Annotated in this window: 22 protein-coding genes; 11 read left to right on the top strand and 11 right to left on the bottom strand. The window is 61.5% G+C overall.

The genetic code is table 11. The features are described from left to right. Nucleotides 1-39 precede the first annotated feature (39 nt). On the top strand, nucleotides 40-1920 hold the full coding sequence (locus AC4CWH_RS00545; protein ID WP_491319948.1) for a putative bifunctional diguanylate cyclase/phosphodiesterase: 1881 nt from the start codon (nucleotides 40-42) through the stop codon (nucleotides 1918-1920). A gap of 82 nt (nucleotides 1921-2002) precedes the next feature. Here AC4CWH_RS00545 and AC4CWH_RS00540 read toward each other — a convergent pair whose 3' ends face one another. Then, nucleotides 2003-3913 (bottom strand): hybrid sensor histidine kinase/response regulator, encoded by a 1911-nt coding sequence (locus AC4CWH_RS00540; protein WP_491319947.1) that lies wholly within the window; start codon nucleotides 3911-3913, stop codon nucleotides 2003-2005. Between the two features lie 40 nt (nucleotides 3914-3953). Beyond that, nucleotides 3954-4706: a Crp/Fnr family transcriptional regulator gene (locus AC4CWH_RS00535; protein ID WP_491319946.1), complete on the bottom strand. Its 753-nt coding sequence runs from the start codon at nucleotides 4704-4706 to the stop codon at nucleotides 3954-3956. Nucleotides 4707-4831: 125 nt separating this feature from the next. Here AC4CWH_RS00535 and AC4CWH_RS00530 point away from each other — a divergent pair, with 125 nt between their 5' ends. Beyond that, the gene (locus AC4CWH_RS00530) at nucleotides 4832-5563 is read left to right on the top strand and encodes a response regulator (RefSeq protein ID WP_491283675.1); all 732 of its coding nucleotides are present in this window, start codon (nucleotides 4832-4834) and stop codon (nucleotides 5561-5563) included. A gap of 15 nt (nucleotides 5564-5578) precedes the next feature. Here AC4CWH_RS00530 and AC4CWH_RS00525 read toward each other — a convergent pair whose 3' ends face one another. The 5 genes from AC4CWH_RS00525 to AC4CWH_RS00505 form a co-directional block, all read right to left on the bottom strand. Beyond that, the gene (locus AC4CWH_RS00525) at nucleotides 5579-5944 is read right to left on the bottom strand and encodes a hypothetical protein (RefSeq protein WP_491319945.1); all 366 of its coding nucleotides are present in this window, start codon (nucleotides 5942-5944) and stop codon (nucleotides 5579-5581) included. Nucleotides 5945-6101: 157 nt separating this feature from the next. Further along, nucleotides 6102-7883: an adenine deaminase gene (locus AC4CWH_RS00520; RefSeq protein ID WP_491319944.1), complete on the bottom strand. Its 1782-nt coding sequence runs from the start codon at nucleotides 7881-7883 to the stop codon at nucleotides 6102-6104. Next, nucleotides 7880-8815: a nucleoside hydrolase gene (locus AC4CWH_RS00515; RefSeq protein ID WP_491319943.1), complete on the bottom strand. Its 936-nt coding sequence runs from the start codon at nucleotides 8813-8815 to the stop codon at nucleotides 7880-7882. Before AC4CWH_RS00515 ends, AC4CWH_RS00520 begins: the two co-directional genes overlap by 4 nt. Continuing rightward, nucleotides 8815-9156: a hypothetical protein gene (locus AC4CWH_RS00510; protein ID WP_491319942.1), complete on the bottom strand. Its 342-nt coding sequence runs from the start codon at nucleotides 9154-9156 to the stop codon at nucleotides 8815-8817. Before AC4CWH_RS00510 ends, AC4CWH_RS00515 begins: the two co-directional genes overlap by 1 nt. Then, the gene (locus AC4CWH_RS00505; RefSeq protein WP_491319941.1) at nucleotides 9153-10202 is read right to left on the bottom strand and encodes a LacI family DNA-binding transcriptional regulator; all 1050 of its coding nucleotides are present in this window, start codon (nucleotides 10200-10202) and stop codon (nucleotides 9153-9155) included. Before AC4CWH_RS00505 ends, AC4CWH_RS00510 begins: the two co-directional genes overlap by 4 nt. Between AC4CWH_RS00505 and AC4CWH_RS00500 the strand changes: the two genes are divergently transcribed. Next, entirely contained in the window at nucleotides 10174-10353 is a 180-nt protein-coding gene (locus AC4CWH_RS00500; RefSeq protein WP_491321481.1) for a hypothetical protein, read from the top strand. The two genes, AC4CWH_RS00505 and AC4CWH_RS00500, sit on opposite strands and share 29 nt — an antisense overlap. Nucleotides 10354-10464: 111 nt before the next feature. Continuing rightward, entirely contained in the window at nucleotides 10465-11970 is a 1506-nt protein-coding gene (cysG, locus tag AC4CWH_RS00495) for a siroheme synthase CysG (RefSeq protein ID WP_491319940.1), read from the top strand. A 109-nt stretch (nucleotides 11971-12079) separates the two neighbouring features. On the opposite strand, the gene malQ is transcribed toward cysG, so the two are convergent. Then, complete coding sequence (gene malQ, locus AC4CWH_RS00490; protein WP_491321316.1) at nucleotides 12080-13918, bottom strand: 4-alpha-glucanotransferase; 1839 nt, start codon at nucleotides 13916-13918, stop codon at nucleotides 12080-12082. Between the two features lie 25 nt (nucleotides 13919-13943). Beyond that, nucleotides 13944-15713 carry a malto-oligosyltrehalose trehalohydrolase gene (gene treZ, locus AC4CWH_RS00485; RefSeq protein WP_491319939.1) on the bottom strand — a complete coding sequence of 590 codons (1770 nt, stop codon included), beginning with the start codon at nucleotides 15711-15713 and terminating at the stop codon, nucleotides 13944-13946. A gap of 324 nt (nucleotides 15714-16037) precedes the next feature. Here treZ and AC4CWH_RS00480 point away from each other — a divergent pair, with 324 nt between their 5' ends. Continuing rightward, the gene (locus AC4CWH_RS00480; protein WP_491319938.1) at nucleotides 16038-16781 is read left to right on the top strand and encodes an AAA family ATPase; all 744 of its coding nucleotides are present in this window, start codon (nucleotides 16038-16040) and stop codon (nucleotides 16779-16781) included. An 84-nt stretch (nucleotides 16782-16865) separates the two neighbouring features. On the opposite strand, the gene AC4CWH_RS00475 is transcribed toward AC4CWH_RS00480, so the two are convergent. Next, on the bottom strand, nucleotides 16866-17618 hold the full coding sequence (locus AC4CWH_RS00475; RefSeq protein ID WP_491319937.1) for a hypothetical protein: 753 nt from the start codon (nucleotides 17616-17618) through the stop codon (nucleotides 16866-16868). A 159-nt stretch (nucleotides 17619-17777) separates the two neighbouring features. After that, nucleotides 17778-19124 (bottom strand): MFS transporter, encoded by a 1347-nt coding sequence (locus tag AC4CWH_RS00470; protein ID WP_491283664.1) that lies wholly within the window; start codon nucleotides 19122-19124, stop codon nucleotides 17778-17780. Nucleotides 19125-19459: 335 nt separating this feature from the next. Here AC4CWH_RS00470 and cyoA point away from each other — a divergent pair, with 335 nt between their 5' ends. The 6 genes from cyoA to AC4CWH_RS00440 all read left to right on the top strand — a co-directional run bounded on the left by cyoA (nucleotide 19460) and on the right by AC4CWH_RS00440 (nucleotide 24803). Beyond that, nucleotides 19460-20635 (top strand): ubiquinol oxidase subunit II, encoded by a 1176-nt coding sequence (gene cyoA, locus AC4CWH_RS00465; protein WP_491319936.1) that lies wholly within the window; start codon nucleotides 19460-19462, stop codon nucleotides 20633-20635. Nucleotides 20636-20665: 30 nt separating this feature from the next. Then, nucleotides 20666-22672: a cytochrome o ubiquinol oxidase subunit I gene (gene cyoB, locus AC4CWH_RS00460; protein WP_491283662.1), complete on the top strand. Its 2007-nt coding sequence runs from the start codon at nucleotides 20666-20668 to the stop codon at nucleotides 22670-22672. Between the two features lie 5 nt (nucleotides 22673-22677). Next, nucleotides 22678-23301 carry a cytochrome o ubiquinol oxidase subunit III gene (cyoC, locus tag AC4CWH_RS00455; protein WP_491283661.1) on the top strand — a complete coding sequence of 208 codons (624 nt, stop codon included), beginning with the start codon at nucleotides 22678-22680 and terminating at the stop codon, nucleotides 23299-23301. Next, on the top strand, nucleotides 23298-23705 hold the full coding sequence (gene cyoD / locus AC4CWH_RS00450) for a cytochrome o ubiquinol oxidase subunit IV (RefSeq protein WP_491283660.1): 408 nt from the start codon (nucleotides 23298-23300) through the stop codon (nucleotides 23703-23705). The genes cyoC and cyoD overlap by 4 nt, the downstream gene beginning before the upstream one ends. 53 nt (nucleotides 23706-23758) lie before the next feature. After that, a complete protein-coding gene (locus tag AC4CWH_RS00445; RefSeq protein ID WP_491319935.1) occupies nucleotides 23759-24493 on the top strand; it encodes an SURF1 family protein in 735 nt (244 codons plus the stop codon). A 133-nt stretch (nucleotides 24494-24626) separates the two neighbouring features. Then, nucleotides 24627-24803: a hypothetical protein gene (locus AC4CWH_RS00440; protein WP_491283658.1), complete on the top strand. Its 177-nt coding sequence runs from the start codon at nucleotides 24627-24629 to the stop codon at nucleotides 24801-24803. Nucleotides 24804-24807: the final 4 nt, after the last annotated feature.

Genomic DNA, 24807 nt, shown 5'->3' with positions numbered 1-24807 from the left:
CGCCCATGTGCTGCGTCGGCGGTTGTGGCCGGAACATCGATGGGACAAGAGCAGCCGAAGGCTTCCACGGCTGCGACATCGTCTGCTCCGGAGGTCCGCCTGCAGGCGTCACTGCCGTCATCCTTCGGCCCGATCGACAAACACCCACCCCGTTCCGAGACAGAGGAAACGATGCTGAAGGTGATGAACGGGCAGCGGGAAACGCACGCCGACATTGATCTGGCCGAGGCCGCGATCTCGAATGCCGCAGGCTTTGCCAATGCCACACACCATCCGCTTTTCTCAATCAACGCCACCGGAGTGGTCGATTTCATCAACGACGCAGCCCTGCGGCTGTTTGGTTACAGTCGCGATGAACTGATGGGCCTGTCGTCCATGCTCCTGATCCCGGAACGCCTGCGGGAAGAATGCCAGCACATTCTCTCGGGCATGATGAACCTCAGCCCCGACGAGTTGAGCGGCAAGGCCTTCGAAATCCGGGCCTGCCATCGCGATGGGCACGAATTCCCCCTCGAGGTCGTGCTGACCGCGTGGGACACCAACGAGGGCCGGCATCTGGGTGCTGCCGTTGCCGATATATCCGAACGACACAGCCGCCAGGCGCGTCTGCTGCGTCTCGCCAATCACGACACCTTGACCGGGCTCCATAACAGCCATGGCTTTGAAGAACTGCTGCGCGAGCAATGCGAAGACGGGAATGTCGGCGCGGTCCTCATGCTCGACATCGAGGGTCTGCGTGACATCAACGATCATCTCGGACCACAGATCCACGATACGCTCGTGCAGAGCATTGTCATCCGCACCAGCCTGCCGCTTGGCCTGGATATGGCGCTGGCGCGAATTGGCACACACCGCTTCGCCATCCTTCTGCCGCAACACGTGACCGGCGACACGGTCGATGCGTTGGCCGCGCAATTGCTGGATGCGCTGGGAACCCCGTTCATGATCAATGGTCACCGGCTGCGGGTTATTGGCAGTGTCGGTTATGCTATTGTCGCAGATCAGGCCGACCCGGAAGAGCTTGTGGCCCAGGCCGATTTTGCCCTGTTACACGCCAAGCGCTCCGATATACATAAAGCGGTGGCTTTCGATGCCTCGCTTCAGGCCGTCGCGCAGAACCGGCGCGCCGTGCAGCGCGACCTGTTGCGGGCGTTGACCAAACGCGAATTCGTTCTGCAATACCAGCCCCAGGTCAACCTGCGCGATGGCAGCCTTTGCGGCATGGAAGCCCTGATCCGCTGGCAACATCCCGAACGCGGCCTGCTGCCGCCTGTCGAATTCCTGCCGATGCTGGAGCAGAGCGCCTTGAGCGTCGATGTCGGCTGGTGGGTGCTGAACGAGGCTCTCCGGCAGCTGGCCGAATGGGCCGCAAGCGGCCTGCCTCTGGTCAAGATGAGCGTCAATCTTTTCCCGTCCCAGATCCGTTGCGCCAACCTTGCCTCCGAAGTGGCGGAACTGCTCAAGCGTTATGACATCGCTCCCGCCATCCTCGAGCTTGAGATTACCGAGACGGCCACGCTTCAGGATGGCGACCAGTCGTTCAAGGTGATCAGCGAGTTGCGTGAACTGGGCGTCGGCATTGCGTTTGACGATTTTGGCACCGGCTATGCCTCTCTCGGCACGCTGCAACGCTACCCGATCACCACGCTGAAGATCGACAAGGGGTTTGTGCGCGATCTCATCACCAAGCAGCGGGATGCCGCCATCACGCGCGCCTTGATCTTACTGAGCAAGGACATCGGCGTGATCACGATTGCCGAAGGCATCGAGACGGTGGAACAGGAAATCACCCTGAAGATGATGGGATGCGATTGCGGCCAGGGCTATCTTTATGGCCGCTCCATGGCACCGTCGGACATTGCGGCCCAGCTGTCACGCCTTTCGCCGCAAACCGCCCGGCCCGTTGCGCGGGCAAGCTGAAAGCCGCATCCGCTCCCCACGTCGTTCAACGGCGGGGGAACCGGCCTTCCGGGCGATAAACGGTTGCCGATAGCGCTTGAAATCAATCCAACAACAGGCGCAACTGCACCGCAAGGTCGCGCGCCGTATAGGGTTTTTTCAGCCAGCTTCCATCGGCCGCCAGCTGCTTGCCGGCAATGTCCGGTTCGGCATAACCCGAGGTGAAGAGGATGCGGATATCCGGGCGCCGCTCGCGCACCACTTTTGCCAGCTGATCGCCCGACATGCCGGGCATGGCGATATCGGTAAACAGCAACGCCACTTCCGGATGTGCGTCAAGAACGGCCAGCGCCTCGATGCCGTTTCCGGCCTGATGCACCGTGTAGCCTGTGTTTTCCAGTCGCGCGACGGCAACCCGGCGCACGCGCGGATCATCCTCCACGACCAGAATGGTTTCGCTGCCGCCGGGAATATCCGCCAGAGCCGCCATACGCTCCTCGCCCGGTCGTAGCGCCGACGCATCGACGACGCTGGGCAGGAAAAGCCTGATGCTGGTGCCCTGGCCCTGTTCGCTGTAGATCTGGACATGTCCACCGGACTGGCGCACGAAACCATAGACCATGCTGAGGCCAAGCCCGGTTCCGGCGCCGGTCGATTTCGTGGTAAAAAACGGCTCAAAAGCGCGCTGCTTCACCTCATCGGTCATGCCGGTTCCCGTATCGGTGACGGCAACCAGAATATAATCGCCGGCGCGGACCTGCGGATACATCTGCGCATAATCCATGTCGAGATGGACGCGGCTGACCTCGATGGTGAGCTGACCGCCCCTTGGCATGGCATCGCGGGCGTTGAGCGTGAGGTTGAGCAGCGCATTCTGCAACTGCGACCCGTCGACCAGCGCCTCGTTGCCCCCCCCGCGAATGGTCGTGCGCAACTCGATGCGGTCGCCGATGGTGCGGCGGATAAGCTCTGAAAAGCTCGACACCATCTGGCCGAGATCCGTCATGCGGGGGTTGAGCGGCTGGCGCCGGCCGAAGGCCAGCAGCTGCCCCGTCAGCTTGGCGCCGTCATCGGTTGCGCCTTGCGCTTCCTTCAAAAGCGTCAGCGCCTTCGGATCCTGCAGCTTCATCTCCAGCATTTCCAGATTGCCGCTGATGATCGTCAGGAGATTGTTGAAGTCATGCGCAAGCCCGCCGGTCAGCTGGCCGATGGCTTCCATCTTCTGCGCCTGGCGCAGTTCTTCCTCGATGCGATGGCGGCTGGTCAAGTCGCGTATGAAGCCGGTAAAGATGCGCTTGCCATTGGATACCGCCTCACCAACGGCAAGCTCCATCGGAAATGTCGAGCCGTCCTTGCGCAGCCCTTTGACCACACGCCCGATGCCGATGATGCGGCGCTGGCCGGTGGTCATGTAATGGCGGATGTAACCATCATGGCCATCCCTGTCGGGCGATGGCATGAGGGTAGACACATTGCGTCCCTCCACCTCCTCTGCGTCATAACCGAACAGGTCTTCCGCCGTGGAGGAAAACGAGGTGATGATGCCGGCCTCGTCAATGACGACCATGGCTTCCGGCACGGTCTGCAGGATCGAACGGAAATGCGCCTCGCGCACCGCAAGATTTTCCTGGATAGTGGCTGCGGCGCGAAAATCCTCGTTGATCTGGACGACCAGCGGGCCTTTGCCATCGGCCACATCCGCCATCACCCAGCGGCTGAGAACCGAAATCGTATGGCCGTCCTTATGGCGATATTCCAGATTGCCCTTGAAGGCACCCTCGGCGCGGATAACGGCGACAATATCGGCCAGTACAATCGGGGGTGAAGGCTGCAACAGCGCCAGTATGTCGAGCCCCTCCACCTCCTCGGCGCTCCAGCCGAACAGGCCGGAACTGCCGGCACTCCAATGGGAGATCAGCCCTTCGGCATCATGCGCGATGACATTGATCGGACCAAGAAGCGACAACAGGCTCGATACATCGAATGTCTGCCCGGCATTGACCTTCTCACCCATAGAAAACCCTAACAGTCAAAGCGATTGCACGGGGCCACGTTCAATGCGGCCAGACGGCCTGCCTGGTCTTTGCGCCACGCTCGCCGATTTCCTCATAACTATCGCCATCGCCGCACAGCGCAAGCAGTTTTGCGGGCTTGGCGATATCGAACGCGTGGCGGCCATTGGGGACGATCACACCGCGTGCAATCAGCTTGGTGATGGTGCGCGAGACGGTCTCGATGGTGAGGCCAAGATAGTCGGCCATGTCCTGCCGGCTCATCGGCAACTGTACCGTGCGGCCAAGCTGCCGGTCGCCCTGCATGCGCCGGACCGTCAGCATCAGAAAACTGCACACCCGCTCCTCGGCGCTCTTGCGCGACAGAAGCACCATCTGGTCCTGGGCGGCTGCCATTTCGTCGCACATCAGGGCAAAAAGCCGCGGGCGAAGTTCCGGAGAATACTCGACGGCATCCTGAAAAGCCTTCTTGGTGAGACGACGAACCTTGACCGGCGTGACCGCTTCGGCGCTGTAGAGATAGACATCACGCAATGTCAGCCCCACCATGTCACCGGCATAAAGAAAGCCGGTAATGACACGACGCCCATCGCCTATGATCTTGAAAATCCTCAGGACACCTTCAGACACCTCGAAGATGTGCTGGGCACGATCCCCTTCCCAGAACAGGCCGGCGCCGACATCCAGCGTCTCACGCGGTACGGCGGCAAACAGTTCGTCAAGCGTCTCCAGCTGCGGTTTCATCATCGCTACGGCGGCGAAATTGGAATGTGCGTTTGAGCCCGTCGAAAGCATTGTGCGTCCCTCTGTCCTGATGGCCAAACTATGGCGGGGAGCGGTGACAGAAGGATGCCGGGCATGTTACGGTGGGTTGAAATGTGTAACAGTCTGTAACAGCGTTTAAAGCAGTCGAGCAAAGCATGACGAAACTCGAGCGGCGGGCCGAGCGTATCCTCATCGTCGATGATGATCCGCGTATCCGCCAGATGGTGACCCGTTATTTCGAGGATGAAGGCTTTCTCGTCACCGGCGCTTCTGACGGCGTTTCGATGCGCAAGGCGCTCGCCGATTACACAATCGACCTCATCCTGCTCGATCTGGTGCTGCCCAATAGCGAAGATGGCCTGGCGCTGGCCCGCGAAGTGCGCGCAACGTCAGACGTGCCGATCGTCATGCTGACCGGGCGCGACGATGTAGTGGACCGCATCATCGGCCTGGAAGTGGGCGCCGACGATTACATTCCAAAACCCTTTCACCTGCGCGAAGTGCTGGCGCGGGTACGCAGCATCCTGCGCCGTCGCCGGCCGGTGGAAGCGCCGCAGGTCGAGATCGGACAGGTGTTTGCCTTCGACGGCTGGCGCCTGGAGATCAGCCGGCGCCGGCTGCTCAACCCCAATGACGAGGAAGTGGATCTGACCACCGGCGAATTCGACATGCTGACGGTGATGATCCGCAATGCCGGCCGGGTGTTGACGCGCGACATGCTGATGGACCAGACCCGCGGGCGCCAGATGGAAGCGTTCGACCGTGCCATCGATGCGCAGATTGCGCGCCTGCGCAAGAAGATCGAGACCAACCCGACACATCCGGTGCTGATCCGTTCGGTGCGCGGCGTCGGTTACATTTTCACGGCAGAAACCAGCACGTCCTGAAGGCCGCGCAAGCGCTCATTCCGGGATCGGCATCAACTGGCAGCCGGTCTCAATGGCCAGTTTCTGCAGGTGTTCTGAGAGGGTCTGGCGAACGCCCTCCTCGTCCACGACCGCCATCACCACATAAAGAGGCACGTCGAGCAGGTGCTCGTCCGGCGTGTCACGGCGATGCACAAGGCAAAGGCCTTTCAGGTATCCATTGGCATTTTCGCACACCATCAGGCGATCGAAAGCTCGGCCCTCCCGCTGTGCGGCAATCACGTCCTCGCAGGTGCGCCGCCAGGTGGAAAGTTCGGCGTGCGCATCGGCGGCATGCACCAGCGCAAAGGCGCGGTCCACTTGTGATGTCGTGATATCGGCAACCCGGTAACCGGAAACCATGAACCTTCCCTTCGAGGGGCAACCCCTTCCTGCGCCTGCAGATGCGCTGCCATCGGCAGGCAATTTGCAATGGGAAAATCTGGCGTGCCGAAGACCCGCGCGCATTGAGCAAAATCAACTGCGAGCCTTTTGCGCGCACCAAAACGGTCCGATGAGGTCAGGCCGTTTCGAGGATGGGGCTTTCCAGAAGTGTTCCGGTTGTGACATCGGCGATGCCGAGATCGGTCTGGTGGGGGCCGGCATTACAGGCAAGCGTTGCGCCAAAACAGGCCTTGAACACCAGATAAGGCGGCTGCCAGTCGACGATACGGTCCATCTCTGCCTTGATGGCTGCAAAGCCTGTCGCAATTTCCGTAACGCTGCCGTCGGCCACAAGGCCCGCAAGCGGCAGCGGCAGCACCGCCTTCACCACGCCGCCTGCCGCAACGGCCAGCCCGCCGCGTGCGGCAATCACCGCATTGGCAGCGGCGGCCATATCCTCCGGGTCCTTGCCGAACACCGTCAGATTGTGGCTGTCATGCGAGACGGTGGTGGCAAAGGCGCCGCGCCAGTTGCCCCAGCCGGTGAGGAAACCGATGCGCGGTGTGGCGGGTGCAAGGCCATGACGATGGATGACGGCAATCAGCGTCGTATCCTCAGGCACCACCACATGGCCCTCAGCAATCTCGGCGGATGTTTCGCCCCATTGCGTGAAGCGGGGCCGATCGATGGTGGCGATGCGGGCGGAAGAGCCCGTGGCCGGAATACGAAAATCATCGGCAGTCAGGGCTGACAGCTTCATCGTATCGCCAAGCGTCACCGTTTCGGTGGCAGAAGGCGGCGACAGCAGCGCGCCACCGGCGGCGACTTCGCGTCCGGAGACCAGCACGCGGCGGGCCTCGAAACTGTCCAGATCCTCAAACAGCACCAGATCGGCGCGACGGCCGGGCGCGATCAACCCGAGATCCGGCCGGCCAAGCCGGCGCGCGCCGTTGATGGTTGCCGCCTGCAGCGCCCATTGCGGCTTCATGCCGTAACGCACAAGACGGCGCACCACATCATCCAGACCGCCGGCTGAGTGGAGATCGTCGGGAAACACATCGTCGGTGCAGAGCGTTACGGTTTGCGGCAGGTGGCCGAGCGTATTCAGCGCCTCGACGAATTCCGGCAGCAGGTGATCATGGCTGCCGCGAAGCTCGATGGTGAGGCCGGCGCGCAGCTTTTCGAGGAGATCGGCACCGGATACCAGCTCATGATCCGAGGTGACGCCGGCGGTGATGAAGGCCTGCAGAGCGGGGCCGGAGAGGCTGCGGGCATGGCCGCAGATCAACTTGCCGGTCTCCAGCCCCGCCTGAATAATACCCTCCATGCGCTGATCGCCTTCGATAATGCCGCGCATGTTCATCATTTCCGCAATGCCGGCGATATCCGGTCGCGCCAGCAGGCTCTGCAGCACATCCGGCCCGAAATCAGCCCCGGCAAGCTCAAGACCCGGCGCCGAGGGAACCGAGGACGGGGCGAGCAGGATGACCCGCAGCGGCAGGTCGATCACCGCGTCGGCTGCCCAGTTAACGCCGGCCAGACCCAGCACATTGCCGAACTCATGCGGATCCCAGACCACGGTCGTTACGCCGCGCGGCACCACGGCCTGCGCATAACCGGCGGGCGTCACCATCGAGCTTTCGATGTGCATATGCGTATCGATGAGACCCGGCGACAGGAAGGCGCCGGCGGCATTGATGAGGGTTGCGGCATCGGTGCGGCTGCCCGGCGCATGAACGCTTGCAATCATCGGCCCGACAATGCCGATATCTGCGGCGCGAAGTTCGCCCGTCACCACATCCACCAGCGTTCCACCCTTCACGAGAACATCGAACGGCACGTCTCCACGCGCGGCCTGCACGGCGCGGCGGCGCAGTTCCGGCAGGTTGAGATCGAAGAGTTCGAAGGGACGGGTCATCGGGATGCTTCACTTTTAAGAATGTCGAGTATGAGTTTTCGCGCGGCGGCCGCATCGATGTCGACGGCATAAACGGCGTTGAACGGAGCGCGTCCGTCGCGGGTCTCGACCACGGTGCGGCCGCGTGTATGGGTGCCGCAAAGCTCCACATCGAGCCTTGCGCGGCGCCAGGTGACGAGATCGTCACGGATAAAGGCGACGGCAGCCACCGCATCATAAAGCGACATGGCCGGGCGGCCGCGCTGGATGGCGATGTCGATGAAACCGGCCAGAAGATCGGCAATCAGGCTGGCATTCCGCCCGCCCGCCTCCCGCACCGGCACGACATCGGCAGGACCTGCCAGAACCTTGCGGCAGAGATCGAGATCGACCATGCGCAGCGGCAGGCCATGCGAGAGCACGATGGCCAGCGCTTCGGGATCGGCAAAGGCATTAAATTCCGCCGATGCCGTGTGATTGCCCGTGGTGACGCCGCCGCCCATCCAGACGATGTCATCGATCCGGGCGGCCAGATCCGGCCGGGCAAGAGCAAGCGCTGCCAGATTGGTGAGCGGCCCGAGCGCCAGGATGCGGCGCGGCGTTGCGTCATCGTCCTTGTTCTGAAGCCAATGGCATAGTGCCGAAAAGGCATCCTCGGCGTGCAGGACCACAGAAACCTCGGGCAGGCGCTTGCCCGCACTTGGCATTCCGTGATCGCCGAGGATGCTTTCTGCCGTCTCCAGACGGCCGAGCACGGGAGCAGAACGCCCCCGAAAGAGCGGAAAGGACCAGTCAAAGGCCATGCTTGCGCCGCAGGCATTGCGCTCGACCTGCCCCAGTCCGGCATTGCCGAAAACCAGCGACACCCCATCGACCGGTTCACGGCCATGGTTTGCCACCAGAATGGCGGCGATATCGTCAAAACCCATGTCGGTATCGACCCAGACGCCCATCACGCCCTCCTGAAAAGGGCGCGGCCGGAAGAGGCGCAGCTGTGGCTGGAAAGGATCGGCTTTGAAAATTCGCCGCGCGCAACGACCTGGAAAGGACCTGAGACCAGGCACATCACGCGCGGCTGACGGACCTGTTCCGCCGCTATCGGAACATGGCCGGTCATCTCTAATTTCATGTCTGGGGCTTCCGGGCGAACGCCTGTTATCAGCGTCTGTCCATCCCGTTCACCAAACGCCTGAAGCAAGGCGGAAATGGGGCTGGCGCACAGCTTTGCAAGGCCAGGATTACGAATGTTGCGATGGGTGGGCAGGCCCGCCCTGAACGAAACGGCCATCGTCATTGCCCCGCCCCTTCCGCCATGTCGGGCAACAGGCTGCGGCAGGGGCCGGTCGATTGGCGAACCACCAGCATCATCGGCACGCTCGGCCGTTCGGCCGTGACCGTGCCGGAGGCCGCCACGCGTCCGCGCGGCAGTCCTTCTATGACGGCTGTGAGCGCTGCGACGGCAAGCCGCGCGATCTCGGCCATGTCCATACGCAGCGTGGTCAGCGATGGCGTCACCACCGAGGACCAGATGAGATCGTCAAACCCGGCAACGCTTGCCTGGTCCGGCACGGCAATGCCGGCACCCTGCAATTCGGTCAGCGCGCGAACGGCCGTCAGATCCGACAACGCCGCAAAAGCTGTGAACCCCTGGCCAACGCAGGCGGCAAGACCGAGCGGACGGCCCGGCACATCGGGCGGCGCCAGCTTTTCGAGCCAGACCACCTCAACCTTGGCATCCGGTCCAAGGCCACTCTTTAACCCGCCGACCCGATCGTTCTGCACCGTGGACTGGGGGCTTCCGGCAAGGATCAGCACCTTGCGATGACCAAGCCCGCACAGATGCGCGCCCATCTGGCGCCCGCCATCCCAATGATCGGATGAGACGGTATTGCCGGGGGTCGAGGGCGTATCGATGACGGCGACGGGGCAGCCGATATCGGAAATGCGCGTGCCACGGCGCGGGATCACCACCATGCCATCAACCCCGCGGTCGATCAGCCGGTCGATTGCTTCGGTCTGCACGCCGGTATGGCCGCGTGAATCGCCGATCAGCACCCCGTAGCCGGCGGTGGAAGCGGCCTGTTCGATGGCCTGCGCGATCTGCGGAAACAGCGGATTGGCGATATCGGGCAGGACAAGCCCGAGAACGCCGCTTCTGCCGGTGCGCAGCGCCCTGCCCGCCATGCTTGGCACATAGGAGAGATCCCGCGCCGTCTCACGGATGCGGTCTGCAAGTTCCGGTGACACCCGTCCCTTGCCGGAGAGCGCATTGGACACGGTGGCGACGGAAACGCTCAGCGTTTCAGCAATCATGGCCAATTTCGGTTTTTCGCTGCGCATCGGGAAACTGCCAATGATTAATCGTTTAAGCGATTACTGCGAACGCCTGCCCCTGTCGAGGAAATTCTGGCGCTTCAACGCCAAATTGAAGGCCGAAGCCCTGAGAGCGCGAAGAACAATCGGCATTTTCCACGCCCGCCCGGTTTTTTGAAGGATTATTCCTTGCGCGAGAACCCGTGTAAGTGGCACGAAACATGCATAGTTGATCAGATATCTGCCGCAGATTATCGGCAGGATGAACCACGATACCGGGAGTACGGTGATGCAAGCCCTGCAGCCGCTGAAGAACGACAGTCGCCGCTCGACGCCGGCCCGCATGGAGCCCTTGGCGAAGCTGCCGGTGTTCTTCAACCTTGCCGACAAGCGCGTTGTGCTGGCAGGCGGCTCCGATGGCGCGGCCTGGAAAGCCGAACTGCTGGTTGCCTGCGGTGCCACAGTGCATGTTTTCTGTCCTCGACATGACCTTTCCGATACATTTTCAGGCATGATTGCCGAGCAAGCGGCACGCGATGTGCCGCGCATGGTGCTTCACGACCATCCCTGGCACATCAATATCTTCGAAAATGCGGCAATGGCGCTCGGTGATTGCGAGACGGACGAGGAGGCGAAGGCGTTTTATTGTGCCGCCAAGGCCGCCGGCGTGCCCGTCAACGTTATCGACAAGCCCGCCTTCTGTCAGTTCCAGTTCGGCTCCATCGTCAACCGGTCCCCGGTGGTGATTGCCATTTCCACCGATGGCGCCGCCCCCATTCTGGCGCAGGCCATCCGCCGTCGCATCGAAACGCTTCTGCCGCCGGCGCTAAAAGCCTGGGCCGAAATTGCCCAGAACATTCGCGAGGCGATCAACGAAAAGCTAAAGCCCGGCACGGAACGGCGCAGCTTCTGGGAAGGGTTTGTCGACCGGGTGTTTCGTGAGGCCCCGAGCGAAACAACCGCTGCCACGCTGGTGGCCGATGCCGGGCGCATTACCCATGGCAACGGTGAACAGCCGGTTGGCCGCGTTACGCTTGTCGGCGCCGGCCCCGGCGATGCGGAACTGCTGACGCTGAAGGCCGTGCGCGCGCTGCAGGCGGCCGACGTTATTCTCTTCGACGACCTGGTGTCCGCAGATGTGCTGGAACTGGCGCGGCGCGAGGCAAAACGCATGCTGGTGGGCAAGCGCGGCGGCCGGGAAAGCTGCAAGCAGGAAGATATCAACGCAACGATGATTGCCCTTGCCAAGAGCGGCAAGCGCGTGGTGCGGCTCAAATCCGGCGACCCGATGATTTTCGGTCGCGCCGGCGAGGAGATCGAGAGCCTCGAAAAGGAAGGCATTCCCGTCGAAATCGTTCCCGGCGTTACCTCCGCCACGGCCATGGCCGCCCGGCTCGGTGTGTCGCTCACCCATCGCGACCACGCCCAATCGGTGCGTTTCGTGACCGGCCACTCGCGCAAGGGCGAACTGCCCTCCGATCTCGACTGGTCAAAACTTGCCGACCCCACGGTCACCACCGTCTTTTACATGGGTGGGCGCACGGCATCCGCCATTACCGCGAAACTGTGCGAGAACGGCATGGCCAAGGAAACACCCGCCGTCATCGTCAGCGCCATTGCGCGTGAGGAAGAACGGCGCTGGGTCGGCAAGCTCGTCGACATGCCCTCCGCCATGGCTGAGATTGGCTACGAAAATCCGGTTCTGATCGGCATCGGCGATGCCTTTATCAAGGCGAAGGCCTTTGCCACGCTTGCTCCGACTGACACCGAAGCGCCGGTTCAGCAAGCCATCTGACAGACGTTAGAGCATTGCCGGTGAAAACAAAGTTGCCTTTAATGCTCTATCTCTTTGTTTTCGCGCAATTCCGAACGCAAAACCGCTTCGCACTTTTGCTGGAATTGCTCTAGCGGCCTCCAGTCTTCGTCCTCGGCCGCTCTTCGCGGAGAGCCGCGGTGACCGAAAGGAGAAGGTCGACATCCTCGAGATCGTCCACCTCGACCGACAGTTTCGGGCGCCAGTTGGGGTGGCTTTCGCTGGTGCCGGGAATGTTGGTCGGCTGCTTTTCCCGGGTCAGGTCCGCCAGCCGCACGGCAAGAAGCATGGCGGGCGTGCGGGCGAGAAACCGATGCAACGAGAGCACCAGCAGTTCGAGGTCCGCATCCTTCAGCGTGCGATTGCCGGCTTCCGGAGCGGCAAGCCCCTCGGCTTCCAGCGCGCGCACGAGATCGGCTTTTTCCGTGACGCGGGCCTTGAGATCGAGCTTTGCCGTTTTCTGCGGCACAAGGCCATGGTCGGCGCGGGCCTTGATATCGGCACCGGACCACCAGCCGCCCAGCGTCTGGTGGTCATGGGTGGAAACGCAGGCAAGCGACAGGGTCGGATAATCTTCGGCGGCAACAAAACCCTGCTCATTCCGCTCATAGGAAAAGATGCGGTAGGAGAGAAGCGCCGAGCGGGTCAGATCCTCACGCAGCCCTTCTGGAAGATTGCCAAGATCCTCGCCGATCAGCAGGCAATGATGATCATGCGAGGCATCAGCCAGCACCTCCAGCAGATCGTCTTTCGGATATGCGACATAGGCCCCCTCGGCGGGCGTGCCATCGAAGGGCACAAGAAACAGCCGCGCCAGCGCGGCGGCATGGTCGATCCTGACGGCACCGGCATAACGCATTGCCGCATCCACCATCCGCCGGTAGGGGGACGGATCGCCTGAAGCAATTTTTGACGGCAGGAAGGCAGCAAGACGCCAGTCCTGCCCATCAACCGCCCACGGATCCGGCGGACCGCCAATGCTTGCCGAAGAGACGTAAATCTCCGGTTCGCTCCAGGTGGCCGAACCATCCAGCGCTTCGCCAACCGCAAGATCGAGATAAAGCCCGATGCGCAGGCCTGCCTGTTCGGCGGCCCCCACCACATCGGAGAGCTGCACATGCGCGACCCATTGCAGCCACATTTGAAACTCCACCTCGTCCAGCCGCGACTGGGCAAAGCTCGTCACGGCCGGATTATCCGGCGCCTGCATCTCCTCTGGCCAATCGCGCCAGCCCGCAGACAGGCCACGCGACACCATGTCTGCCGAGATCACCTCAAACAGGGCGTGGAGGCGCAGGCTCTCGCCGGATTTTTCCCGAAAGCTTTCAAATGCCGAGACGGTGTAGGAGCCGGTTATGCTATTCGCCTGCCGCCATGCCTGCCACAAAAGCCGCAGTTCACGCAGCTTGACCGCTGCCACCTCGGGATAACAGACAAGTTTTGACTGCCGCAGTTTTTGCAACGCCTTGTCGAGGTCGCGGCGCGGCTCAAAGCCGGGCACCTGATCAACCGCGATATAAAGCGGGTTCAGCCATTGGCGGCTGGAGGGTTCATAAGGGCTGCAGCGGGCGGGCTCTGCCATGAAGGGCGCATGCAGAGGGTTGAGCCCGATGAAATCGGCACCGAGACGCCCGGCAAGGCCGCAGACGGCGCGCAGATCGGCAAAATCTCCGATCCCCCAGTTGCGCTTCGACCGCATTTCGTAGAGTTGCAATGTCAGCCCCCAGACGCGGTCCCGTGACAACACTTCCGGCAGGAAGCAGACGGGCTGCTGCGATGCGAGCGTCTCGCCTTCCACCGTCACGTTGAGGGCGGACAGGATCTTGCGCTTCGTCTCGGTGGAGATCGCGACTTCGCTGCCATCGGGATCGGGCCGCGTGAATTCGATGCCGTGCTGGCGCGCCAGCGTGTCGAGCGGCGACGCCCTGATATCGAATTTTGCAACGGAGGTCTTGTTAGCCATCAGCCAAGCTCCACACCAGCGACCAGGGTGCTGCCTCACCCGCATCGATATGGCCGAAACGATAGATCACCTCGCCGGACGCCGGCAGCGGAACGCGGCAGGATCGCGCCGTGAGGTTTGCCTGCAATTGCAGGCGCTTGCCCCCGAAGACCCATTCAACCAGCAGGCCATCGCTCTCCAGCTCAAAACGGGCGGCAGCGCCGGCGGAAGCGCCGAGCAGCGGCACGACATGCTGGCGCCTCAGCCCGATCAGCGTGCGGTAAAACCCCAGCATCTCCTCGGCGTCCGGCTCTGACAGTTTTGTCCAGTCCAGCTTGGCGCTTTCGAAGGTTTTGCGCGCCGTCGGGTCCGGCAGGTCGTCTGCGTCGAAACCCGGCAGGCGCGACATTTCCTCACGCCGGCCCTTGCGCACCTTCTCGTTCAATTCCTCATCAAAATCGCAGAAGAAGGGAAAGGGTTCGCGCGCGCCCCATTCCTCGCCCATGAACAGCATGGGCAGTTGCGGGGAAAGCAGATAGACGGCGGCCACCGCCTTCATGGCCTCCTTGGGCTGCGAGACGATCATACGATCACCCAGCGCGCGATTGCCGATCTGGTCGTGGTTCTGGATGAACGAGATGAAGGCGGTGGGCGGCAGGTGGCGGCTTGGCATGCCACGCGCTTCGCCGCGATAGGCCATGTGTTCGCCCTGGAAAACGAAGCCTTCGGCAAGCGCCCGGCCAATCTTTGCCGGATCACCGGCATAATCCTGATAATAACCAAAGTCTTCGCCGGTTGCCGCGATATGCAGCACGTGGTGGATATCGTCGTTCCACTGGGCGGAAAAATGCACCGGCCGCCCTTGCGCGTTGCGGCGCAGCAGGTCGCTGTTGTTATCCTCGTTCTCGACGACCAGATGTACATGGCGATCACCTGCTTCGGCACGCACCCGGCGCGCCAGTTCATGCAGCAGGTGTTCGCGCGTATCGTCCTTGATGGCATGGACGGCATCGAGGCGCAGGCCATCGAACCGGAAATTGCGCACCCAGTAGATGGCGTTTTCGATGACGAATTCGCGCACCGCACGGGATGCCTCGCCATCGTAATTGATGCCGCTGCCCCACGGGGTCTTGTGATGTTCGGTAAAGATCGGCGCATAGGCCGGCAGGTAATTCCCGTCAGGCCCGAAATGGTTGTAGACGACATCGAGCAGCACGCAGATGCCGCGCTCATGGGCGGCATCGATCAGCGCCATCAGGTCTTCCGGCCGGCCATAGCTGCTTTCGGGCGCATAGGGCAGCACGCCGTCGTAACCCCAGCCATAGGTGCCCGGAAAATCGCTGATCGGCATGATCTGCAAGGCAGTCACACCCAGATCGGCCAGATGATCCAGCCGCTTCATCGCGGAAAGGAACGTGCCTTCAGGGGTAAATGCCCCGATATGCATCTCATAGATGACCAGTTCCTCGATGGGCCGGCCGCGCCAGTCTGGATGGCGCCAGGCATAGGTTTCGAGATCGATCACCTCGCTTGCGCCATGGACATCGTCTGCCTGATGGCGCGATGCGGGATCTGGAACGGCGAGACCATCGGGCAGGACAAAGGCATATTTCGTGCCGGCACCTGCACCTTCGACCGAGCGTTCATGCCAGCCGTCACCTGCGGGCTCCATGTCCAGCATCTGCTCACCGATCTTCAGCCGGATGATTTCATGATTGGGAGACCAGAAGCGAAACCGGGTTTGCGACGGGGAAAGAACAGGGCCGAACAGGAATTCAGACACGGATAAAGCCTTCTGCGGGAGGGATTGCCTGTTCAACTCGCGGGCGCCCGAAAGGTTTCCCGCCCCGTCACGGTGGCCGACATCTGCCAGGATGGCGCGAAACAAAGCCGTCAGGGGCATTGAAAACGGACGACGCAGCGTGCAACGCAAAAAATTCTGAAAAAGCCCGCAAATGCGGGGTTCCGGGCACTGCAGGACAGCGTGACGCAAGCTTTATCAGCGAATGTGACACATCATCTCTGCGAACGTCCATCACCCAGAAAAAGCCAGAAGAGCGCGCCCTCGCAGCAGAATGAGGCCCATTTTTCCACCTTGAGGTTAGCCATGGCTACGATCACATTTGCAAATACCAAGGGAGGCGCCGGCAAGACCACGGTCGCTCTCATTCTTGCCGCAGAACTTGCCGAACGCGGGCACCGCGTCGCCATTCTCGATACCGATCCGCAACAGTGGATCACCCGCTGGCACGGTTTGGCGGACACGCCGGCCAAATTCACCGTCGTCTCCGATATCTCCGAGGAGACCATCGAACGCGACGTGAAGGCGCTGTCGAAGAAGATGGACTATGTCATCATCGATGTCGCCGGTGGCGTCTCGCCGCTGCTGGCCAAGGCGATTGGCCTGTCAGATCGCGTGATGATCCCGGTACAAGGTTGCGCCATGGATGCCGTGGGCGGCGCGCAGGTTCTCAACATCCTCCAGGAACTGGCGATCCAGTGCGAGATCCGCATTCCCCATTCCGTGGTGCTGACACGCATCAATTCCATCATCACCACCCGTGCGCTGACGGCGGTGAAGGCGCTGCTGGCCGAAAAGCAGGTGCATGTGCTGGAAACCGCCCTCATCGAACGCGCCGCCTATCGCGACATGTTCGTCACCGGCGGCACACTGCATACGATGGAACCCGAGCGGGTCAGCAATCTCGACAAGGCGCGTGAAAACGCCCGCCAGTTTGCCGAGGAAATCATCAGCCTCGTGCCGCTTGCCGTCGCAAAGCCAAAAACTGCCAAGCCGAAGGTCGCAAAGGCACCCAAGACCACGGCGCCCCGCCAGCGCAAGGCGGCCTGACACCCTGTCGGCCAGATCCACCGCCCGATCAACGGCAGAAGGCGCCCGCACACCTGCAGGCGCCTTCTGCCGTCGCCGTTTCCATCAGGCAGTCAGTTGCACCGTCAGTTCCTGGCCGCCAAGGCTTGCGGTAAAGGCGGAGGCTGCCGGGATCAGGGGGGCGCCGCAGAGCGTGCCTGTCGTCACCACATGGCCCTTTTTCAAAAAGCCGCCCATCGGCAAACCGCCATTGGCGGCAGCAATGAAGGCTGCCAGCGGATCACCATCGGGATGCCTCACCGCGTCCTCGAACAGAACCGTGTCGCCATTGATCAGCCGCAGCGTGCCAAGGTCTGCCCCTTCGGCAAGCAGGGAGCGATCAAGCGCCGGGCCAACGATATAACCGGCATTGCTCATCATGTCCGACAACAGCAGCGGCAGGGAACTGCCGGGACCTTGTGTATAACGGCTGCGCACCAGTTCGACGCCGATCGCAACGCTTTCGATGGCGTCCACCACATCCTGCCTCGAGTAGGGTTCTGTGCGCGGCGGCAGGTCGCTGGCAAGTGTCAGCGCCAGTTCGATTTCCACCTTGATGCCGGTGCAGAACGGCGCACTCGGGTCCGTGCGGACAAAGATCAGCGGCGCGCCATAGAGCCCGCCATCGCGCAGCGAAAACTTGTAGCCCTCGGGCACGGCCACCCCAAGCCGGTTCAGGATGTCGGCCTGAATGGCATAGGCGCCGGCCACATCCGGGGCGGCAAGGTCTTCGGTTCCGATTGTCTGGCCATCCCGCATGGCATTCGCGAGAAGGTTGGCGAGGTCTTTCGTTCCGGTGGCGTCGTTGATGTCTGTCATGTCGTTGATCTCCCGATGATGTGCATGCCTTGCATGTCTTCAAGCCGGCAGCAACCGCCGCGCCGGCAAAACAAAACCCCGGCCGCCTTTTCAAGCAGACCGGGGTTTCTCGTGATGGGCCAACCTTTCCGCAGAGGAGCGGCGGCCGAAAGGTTCGGGTCAGCGGTTGGCCGGCGCCTGATGCTCGGAGGAATCAAGAATCCGGCTGAGGCTGAGGGCCGCAAGCGTACAGATCGCGCCTGAAATCAGGTAGCCGCCGATGAAGATGATGCCGAAATTGCTGGCAAGACCGAGCGCGACCAGAGGTGCAAAGCCAGCACCGACCAACCAGGACAGATCCGACGTCAGCGCCGAGCCGGTGTAACGATACTGCAGGGCAAAACGCGAGGAGACGGCACCCGATGCCTGGCCGAAGGACAGGCCGAGAATGCCGAAACCGATGATGATGAAGGCATCCTGCCCCTTGCCGCCTGCATCCAGAAGGAAGGGCGCCGAGAAACTGAACACGGCAATGATGGCGGCCCCGATCATCAGCTGCTTGCGCCGGCCAATGCGGTCGGCAGCAAGGCCCGATATAACGATGGCACCGATGCCGACGATCGCACCGAAGATCTGCACGAACAGGAACGACCCGGCCGACTGCCCGCCATAAAGCGTGACCCAGCTCAGCGGGAAGATGGTGACGAGGTGGAACATGGCAAAGCTTGCGAGCGGCACGAAGGCCCCGAGCAGGATGTCACGGCCATGAACCCGGATGGTTTCGAACACCGGGCGCGGTTGCAGCTCCAGCGTTTCGAACAGTTCGCCGAATTCACGGCTGGCCACGATGCGCAGGCGGGCAAAAAGGGCCACGACGTTGATGGCAAAGGCCACGAAGAACGGATAACGCCAGCCCCAGGTGAGGAAATCCTGGTCTGTGAGGCTGACGGCAAAATAACCGAACAGCGCGCTTGCCAGCGCAAAACCGATCGGCGCACCGAGCTGCGGGATCATCGCATACCAGCCGCGATGTTGCTTGGGGGCATTCAGCGCCAGAAGCGAGGCCATGCCGTCCCAGGCGCCGCCGAGAGCAAAACCCTGGCCGAGACGAAACAGCGCCAGCAACCCGACGGACCAGACGCCGATCGACTCGTAGCTCGGCAGGAAGGCGAGCGAAGCCGTCGAACCGCCGAGCAGAAACAGCGCGATGGTGAGCTTGGAACCACGCCCATAGGTGCGGTCGATCCACATGAAGAACAGCGACCCGACCGGACGCGCCAGGAAAGCCAGCGAGAAAACGGCAAACGACATCAGCGTTGCCGTCACCGGATCGCCGGCGAAGCTAAAAACGAGCCGCGGGAAAACCAGAACCGAGGCAATGCCGTAGACAAAGAAATCGAAGAATTCAGACATGCGGCCAATGACCACGCCAATGGCGATGCTGCCGGGAGACAACGGCTTGTCATCGTGCATGCGACGGGCGTCGCGCTCGAACTCTGATGATGTGGGGTTACTTGTAATGCTCATGATGCGGTCTCCTCCTTTGCGGCGAATGGTCGCCTCCCCAAAAGATAGGATGATGCATATTTGCCTGTTATCAAGCCCGGTACCGTTCCGATGGCAAAGAATTTGCTCCAAACGGCTGAAGTGCCGTATATTGTTGCAGATTGTTTACCGTACCTGGCCAATGCCGAGGTCGTGTAACGCTTTTCTCACACGGCCCGGTATCATCGCCGGGGCAATTCCCGGGTTTCTTGTTGCGGTGCATGAAAATGTTTTGCACTGCGACGAAAGACCTCATAGGGAGCCTTGCTCTCATGCTTTAGTCGCAGAGTGACAAAACGCAAATTTCGAAGTGAAAGATGCCACGATTGATGAAGCTCATTCGCCGGCTTAGTGCCCTCGCTCTTCCCCTCGCGCTCTCGGGTTGCGATCTCGTCGTCATGTCGCCATCCGGCGACATCGCCATGCAACAGCGTGACCTCATCATCATTTCGGTGGTGCTGATGTTGCTGATCATCATTCCGGTGATCTGCCTGACGCTGTATTTTGCCTGGCATTACAGACGCTCGAACACCAGCGCCCAGTATGACCCCGAATGGCATCACTCCACACGTCTGGAAGTGATCATCTGGGCTGCACCGCTTGCGATCATCATCGCGCTTGGTGCCGTCACCTGGATCAGCACCCACAGGCTCGACCCCTATCGCCCGCTTGATCGCATCGATGCGGCCCGTCCGGTCACGCCCGAAACCAAGCCGATCACCATCGAAGTGGTGGCGCTCGACTGGAAATGGCTGTTCCTCTACCCGGAACAGGGCATTGCCACGGTCAACGAGATCGCAGCGCCGATCGACAGGCCGATCGAGTTCAAGATCACCGGTTCCACCGTGATGAACTCCTTCTACATCCCCGCCCTTGCCGGCCAGATCTATGCGATGCCCGGCATGCAGACCAAGCTGCACGCGGTGATGAACAAGGAAGGCATCTATGATGGCTTCTCCGCCAACTATAGCGGCGACGGCTTTTCGGGCATGCGCTTCAAGTTTCATGGCGTGAGCAACGAGGGCTTTGACCAATGGGTCTCGCAGGTGAAGAGCCAGGGGTCTCCCCTCAACCGCGATACCTACCTGAAGCTGGAGCGTCCGAGCGCCCGCACGCCGGTCACCTACTACGGCCAGGTGGAGAACGGTCTTTATGAGGCCATCCTCAACCTTTGCGTCCGTCCCGGCCAGATGTGCCAGGACGAAATGATGCATATCGACATGATGGGCGGCGCCGGCACCGATAGCCATGAGAACCGCGAGCGCCTGCAATACGATACCCGCTGGGCCGATGAAGCTGGCCCCGGCGCGACCTATCCGGCCACCGGTCACGGCGCAAAAAGCCCCGAAAGCGCAACGGGCGTCAACGAAAACGGTTCGGCACCGCAGTCCGGAACCGGCGGCGACGCTTCCATGCCCGGCATGTCCGGCCACGAAGGCCATGACGGCCAGGGCGTGGCTCCCGACCAGCTGAACACAAACACGAAGCCGTAATCGCCGGCTTGAGACGTATCGGAAACTGCCATGTTCACGAACAGTAACCTGTTGGAATTCATTTTCGGGCGGTTGTCATGGGATTCGCTGGCTTTCACGCACGAACCCATCCTTCTCGTCACCTTCATCGGTGTGATCCTCGGCGGCATCGCCGTCGTCGCCGCCATCAGCTATTTCCGCCTCTGGGGATATCTGTGGAATGAATGGTTCACCAGCGTCGACCACAAGAAGATCGGCATCATGTATGTCATCCTCTCGCTGGTCATGCTGCTACGCGGCTTTGCCGACGCCTTGATGATGCGCACGCAGCAGGCCATGGCCTTCGGTGCCAATGAAGGCTATCTGCCGCCGAGCCATTACGACCAGATCTTCACCGCCCATGGCGTGATCATGATCTTCTTCTTCGCCATGCCGATCGTGACGGGTGTCATGAACTTCGTCGTGCCGTTGCAGATCGGCGCTCGCGACGTGTCCTTCCCCTTCCTCAACAATTTTTCGTTCTGGATGACGACGGCGGGCGCGGTCATCATCATGCTGTCGCTGTTCGTCGGTGAATTCGCCCGTACGGGATGGCTTGCCTATCCGCCGCTGTCAGGTGCCGATTATTCGCCAGGCGTCGGCGTGGACTATTACATCTGGGGCCTTCAGGTGGCCGGTGTCGGCACGACGCTCTCGGGCATCAACCTCATCGCCACCATCGTCAAGATGCGCGCGCCGGGCATGACCATGATGAAGATGCCGATCTTCACCTGGACTTCGCTCTGCACCAACGTGCTGATCGTTGCCTCCTTCCCGATCCTGACCGCCACCCTCGTCCTGTTGACGCTCGACCGCTACGCCGGCACGAACTTCTTCACCAACGACCTCGGCGGCAACCCGATGATGTATGTCAACCTCATCTGGATCTGGGGCCACCCGGAGGTTTACATCCTCATCCTGCCGGCCTTCGGCATCTTTTCGGAAATCGTCTCGACCTTCTCCGGCAAGCGCCTGTTCGGTTATGCCTCGATGGTCTACGCGACGGTCGTTATCACCATCCTGTCCTATCTCGTCTGGCTGCACCACTTCTTCACGATGGGCTCCGGCGCCAGCGTCAACGCCTTCTTCGGCATCACCACGATGATCATCTCCATCCCGACAGGGGCGAAGATCTTCAACTGGCTGTTTACGATGTATCGCGGCCGCATCCGCTATGAAGTGCCGATGCTGTGGACGATCGGCTTCATGGTCACCTTCGTCATCGGCGGCATGACCGGCGTGATGCTTGCCGTACCGCCGGCAGACTTCGTGCTGCACAACTCGCTGTTCCTGATTGCCCACTTCCACAACGTCATTATCGGCGGCGTGGTGTTCGGCCTGCTCGCCGGCGTGAACTTCTGGTTCCCGAAGGCCTTCGGTTACAAGCTCGATCCGTTCTGGGGCAAGATGTCCTTCTGGTTCTGGCTCGTCGGCTTCTACTTCGCCTTCATGCCGCTCTACGTGCTCGGCCTGATGGGCGTGACCCGCCGCGTCAACCACTTCGAGGACCCCTCGCTGCAGATCTGGTTCGTGATTGCTGCCTTCGGCGCCGTCCTTATCGCCCTCGGCATCGCGTCCTTCCTCATCCAGCTCGTCGTCAGCTACCTGAAGCGCGAGGAACTGCGCGACCTGACCGGCGATCCGTGGAATGCCCGCACGCTCGAATGGTCGACGTCGTCGCCGCCGCCGGAATACAACTATGCCTTCACCCCTGTCGTCCATGACCATGACAGCTGGTACGACATGAAGCGTCGCGGTTACGTGCGTCCGCTGGAAGGTTTTAAGCCGATCCACATGCCGCGCGGCACCGGCACCGGCGTCATCCTGTCGGCCTTGAGCGTTACCTTTGCCGTCGGCATGATCTGGTACATGTGGTGGCTGGCTGTCCTGTCCTTCGCCGGTATCGTGATCGTCTCGATCGCCCATACCTTCAACTACAAGCGCGATTACTACATCCCGGCAGAGACCGTTGTCGAAACGGAAAATGCCCGGACCAAACAGCTCGCGGAACAGGCGTGATTGTCATGAGTGAAAACCAAGCCGCCGTTTCGGCAGAGAATCCGCAGTTCTACCTGACGGAAGACCACCATCCGGAAAACAGCACAATGCTGGGCTTCTGGATCTACCTGATGAGCGACTGCCTGATGTTTGCAGTCCTCTTCGCCACCTATGCCGTGCTCGGCCGCAATTATGCGGCCGGCCCCGCCCCTGCCGACCTGTTTGACCTGCAGCTGGTGGCGATCAACACCGCCATGCTGCTCTTTTCCTCCATCACCTATGGCTTTGCCATGCTGCGGATGGAAAAGGGCGACAAGAGCGGCACGCTGATCTGGCTTGCCATCACCGGCCTGTTCGGCCTTGCCTTCCTCGGGATCGAACTCTATGAGTTCAGCCATCTGATCCACGAAGGCGCCGGCCCGCAGCGTTCGGCCTTCCTGTCGGCCTTCTTCACGCTGGTCGGCACTCATGGCCTGCACGTTACCTTCGGCTGCATCTGGCTGGTGACGCTGATGGCGCAGGTGGCAAAACACGGCCTGATCGAGCCTAACCGTCGCCGCCTGATGTGCCTTTCGATGTTCTGGCATTTCCTTGACGTGATCTGGATCGGCGTTTTCTCCCTCGTTTACCTGATCGGAGTGATCGGATGAGTTCGCACCCACATGCACCGGCGCAGGAAAGCGCGCACAACACGCATCACGGCCATAGCCACGGCCACGAAGCCGCCCATGGCAGCTTCAAGAGCTACATGACAGGGTTTGTGCTGGCGGTTATTCTGACCGCCATCCCCTTCTGGCTTGTGATGGCCGATGTGCTCGACAGCAAGGCCGCGACGGCTGCCATCGTCATGGCATTTGCTGCCGTGCAGGTCGTCGTCCACATGGTCTACTTCCTGCACATGAATTCGAAGTCGGAAGGCGGCTGGACGATGCTGGCGCTGATCTTCACCATCGTTGTCGTCGTCATCGCGCTTTCGGGTTCGCTCTGGGTCATGCATCATCTGAACACCAACATGATGCCGATGAACCCGGAGATGATGAAGAACATGCCGTAACCGGCATGCAAGGTGGCCTGGACGCTAAGGCCGCCTCGCTGAAGGATATGAAAATGGAACCCGAGGCCCGTCCCCACTCCGGCAAGCGTTACACCGCCTTCGCCCTTGTGATGGCGGGCCTTGTTCTTGTCTTCCTCGCGCTCGGTACCTGGCAGGTGCAGCGGCTGTTCTGGAAGCTCGACCTGATCGCCCGCGTCGACGCCCGCATTCATGCAAATGCAGTGCCCGCCCCCCTGCCCGACCAATGGCCGCAGATCAACCAGGCAGCCGACGAATATCGCCGCGTCACCGTCAGCGGCACTTTCCTTCACGAAAAGGAAGCGCTGGTACAGGCCGTCACCGAACGAGGGCCTGGCTTTTGGGTGATGACGCCACTCGTCACGGCCGACCGCGGCACGGTGCTTGTCAATCGCGGCTTCGTGCCCATGGACAGGCTTGATGCCTCAGCCCGGCAGGCGGGCGAGATTTCCGGCGAAACGGATGTGACCGGGCTCCTGCGGCTGCCCGAGCCCGGCGGCGGTTTCCTGCGCGCCAACGATCCCGGTGCGGATCGCTGGTATTCCCGCGACGTGGCAGCCATTGCGACGGCCAAAGGCCTTCAGACGGTTGCCCCCTATTTCATCGATGCGGATGCGACCGAAAATCCGGGCGGCCTGCCGATCGGTGGCCTCACCGTCGTGTCCTTCCGCAACAGCCATCTGGTCTACGCCTTCACCTGGTATACGCTTGCCGCCATGTCGGTCGGCGCCATCGTCTACCTTCTCCGCCAGCGCCGGCATGAGGGCTGAAGCCGCGGCGCGTCCGGCATGACGTGCGGTGCCAAAACCTTCGGGCCGCGGCCACAGACGTTCGCAATCCATAACCGTTGACGGAACTACGCCTGCCGCTGCCGGTTATCTATCGACAGAAAGGCGGTAGTTGATGACCAAAGCTCCAGAAAATGATCCGATCGCGCAACCGGAAGACAGTGCGAGCACGCAGCGCCGAAAGCGCCGCGCAGGCAGCGGCCTCGTGACGTTTTTCATCATCTTTGCGGTGGGGGCCTTCAGTCTCTACCTGTTCATCGTGTTCTACGGCGCCATCACCGGAAGCCAGTGACGGC

Source organism: Neorhizobium sp. PAMB6716 (assembly GCF_058242805.1).
Note: the sequence above shows the minus strand (reverse complement) of the source record. Positions and strands in the feature narration are given on the sequence as shown.

What these genes read in the sequence shown, in the direction of transcription:
- AC4CWH_RS00545 (WP_491319948.1), top strand. Translation starts at nt 40, where the DNA reads ATGGGACAAGAGCAGCCGAAGGCTTCCACGGCTGCGACATCGTCTGCT.
- AC4CWH_RS00540 (WP_491319947.1), bottom strand. Translation starts at nt 3,913, where the DNA reads ATGGGTGAGAAGGTCAATGCCGGGCAGACATTCGATGTATCGAGCCTG.
- AC4CWH_RS00535 (WP_491319946.1), bottom strand. Translation starts at nt 4,706, where the DNA reads ATGCTTTCGACGGGCTCAAACGCACATTCCAATTTCGCCGCCGTAGCG.
- AC4CWH_RS00530 (WP_491283675.1), top strand. Translation starts at nt 4,832, where the DNA reads ATGACGAAACTCGAGCGGCGGGCCGAGCGTATCCTCATCGTCGATGAT.
- AC4CWH_RS00525 (WP_491319945.1), bottom strand. Translation starts at nt 5,944, where the DNA reads ATGGTTTCCGGTTACCGGGTTGCCGATATCACGACATCACAAGTGGAC.
- AC4CWH_RS00520 (WP_491319944.1), bottom strand. Translation starts at nt 7,883, where the DNA reads ATGACCCGTCCCTTCGAACTCTTCGATCTCAACCTGCCGGAACTGCGC.
- AC4CWH_RS00515 (WP_491319943.1), bottom strand. Translation starts at nt 8,815, where the DNA reads ATGGGCGTCTGGGTCGATACCGACATGGGTTTTGACGATATCGCCGCC.
- AC4CWH_RS00510 (WP_491319942.1), bottom strand. Translation starts at nt 9,156, where the DNA reads ATGACGATGGCCGTTTCGTTCAGGGCGGGCCTGCCCACCCATCGCAAC.
- AC4CWH_RS00500 (WP_491321481.1), top strand. Translation starts at nt 10,174, where the DNA reads ATGGCCAATTTCGGTTTTTCGCTGCGCATCGGGAAACTGCCAATGATT.
- AC4CWH_RS00505 (WP_491319941.1), bottom strand. Translation starts at nt 10,202, where the DNA reads ATGCGCAGCGAAAAACCGAAATTGGCCATGATTGCTGAAACGCTGAGC.
- cysG (WP_491319940.1), top strand. Translation starts at nt 10,465, where the DNA reads ATGCAAGCCCTGCAGCCGCTGAAGAACGACAGTCGCCGCTCGACGCCG.
- AC4CWH_RS00480 (WP_491319938.1), top strand. Translation starts at nt 16,038, where the DNA reads ATGGCTACGATCACATTTGCAAATACCAAGGGAGGCGCCGGCAAGACC.
- AC4CWH_RS00475 (WP_491319937.1), bottom strand. Translation starts at nt 17,618, where the DNA reads ATGACAGACATCAACGACGCCACCGGAACGAAAGACCTCGCCAACCTT.
- AC4CWH_RS00470 (WP_491283664.1), bottom strand. Translation starts at nt 19,124, where the DNA reads ATGAGCATTACAAGTAACCCCACATCATCAGAGTTCGAGCGCGACGCC.
- cyoA (WP_491319936.1), top strand. Translation starts at nt 19,460, where the DNA reads ATGCCACGATTGATGAAGCTCATTCGCCGGCTTAGTGCCCTCGCTCTT.
- cyoB (WP_491283662.1), top strand. Translation starts at nt 20,666, where the DNA reads ATGTTCACGAACAGTAACCTGTTGGAATTCATTTTCGGGCGGTTGTCA.
- cyoC (WP_491283661.1), top strand. Translation starts at nt 22,678, where the DNA reads ATGAGTGAAAACCAAGCCGCCGTTTCGGCAGAGAATCCGCAGTTCTAC.
- cyoD (WP_491283660.1), top strand. Translation starts at nt 23,298, where the DNA reads ATGAGTTCGCACCCACATGCACCGGCGCAGGAAAGCGCGCACAACACG.
- AC4CWH_RS00445 (WP_491319935.1), top strand. Translation starts at nt 23,759, where the DNA reads ATGGAACCCGAGGCCCGTCCCCACTCCGGCAAGCGTTACACCGCCTTC.
- AC4CWH_RS00440 (WP_491283658.1), top strand. Translation starts at nt 24,627, where the DNA reads ATGACCAAAGCTCCAGAAAATGATCCGATCGCGCAACCGGAAGACAGT.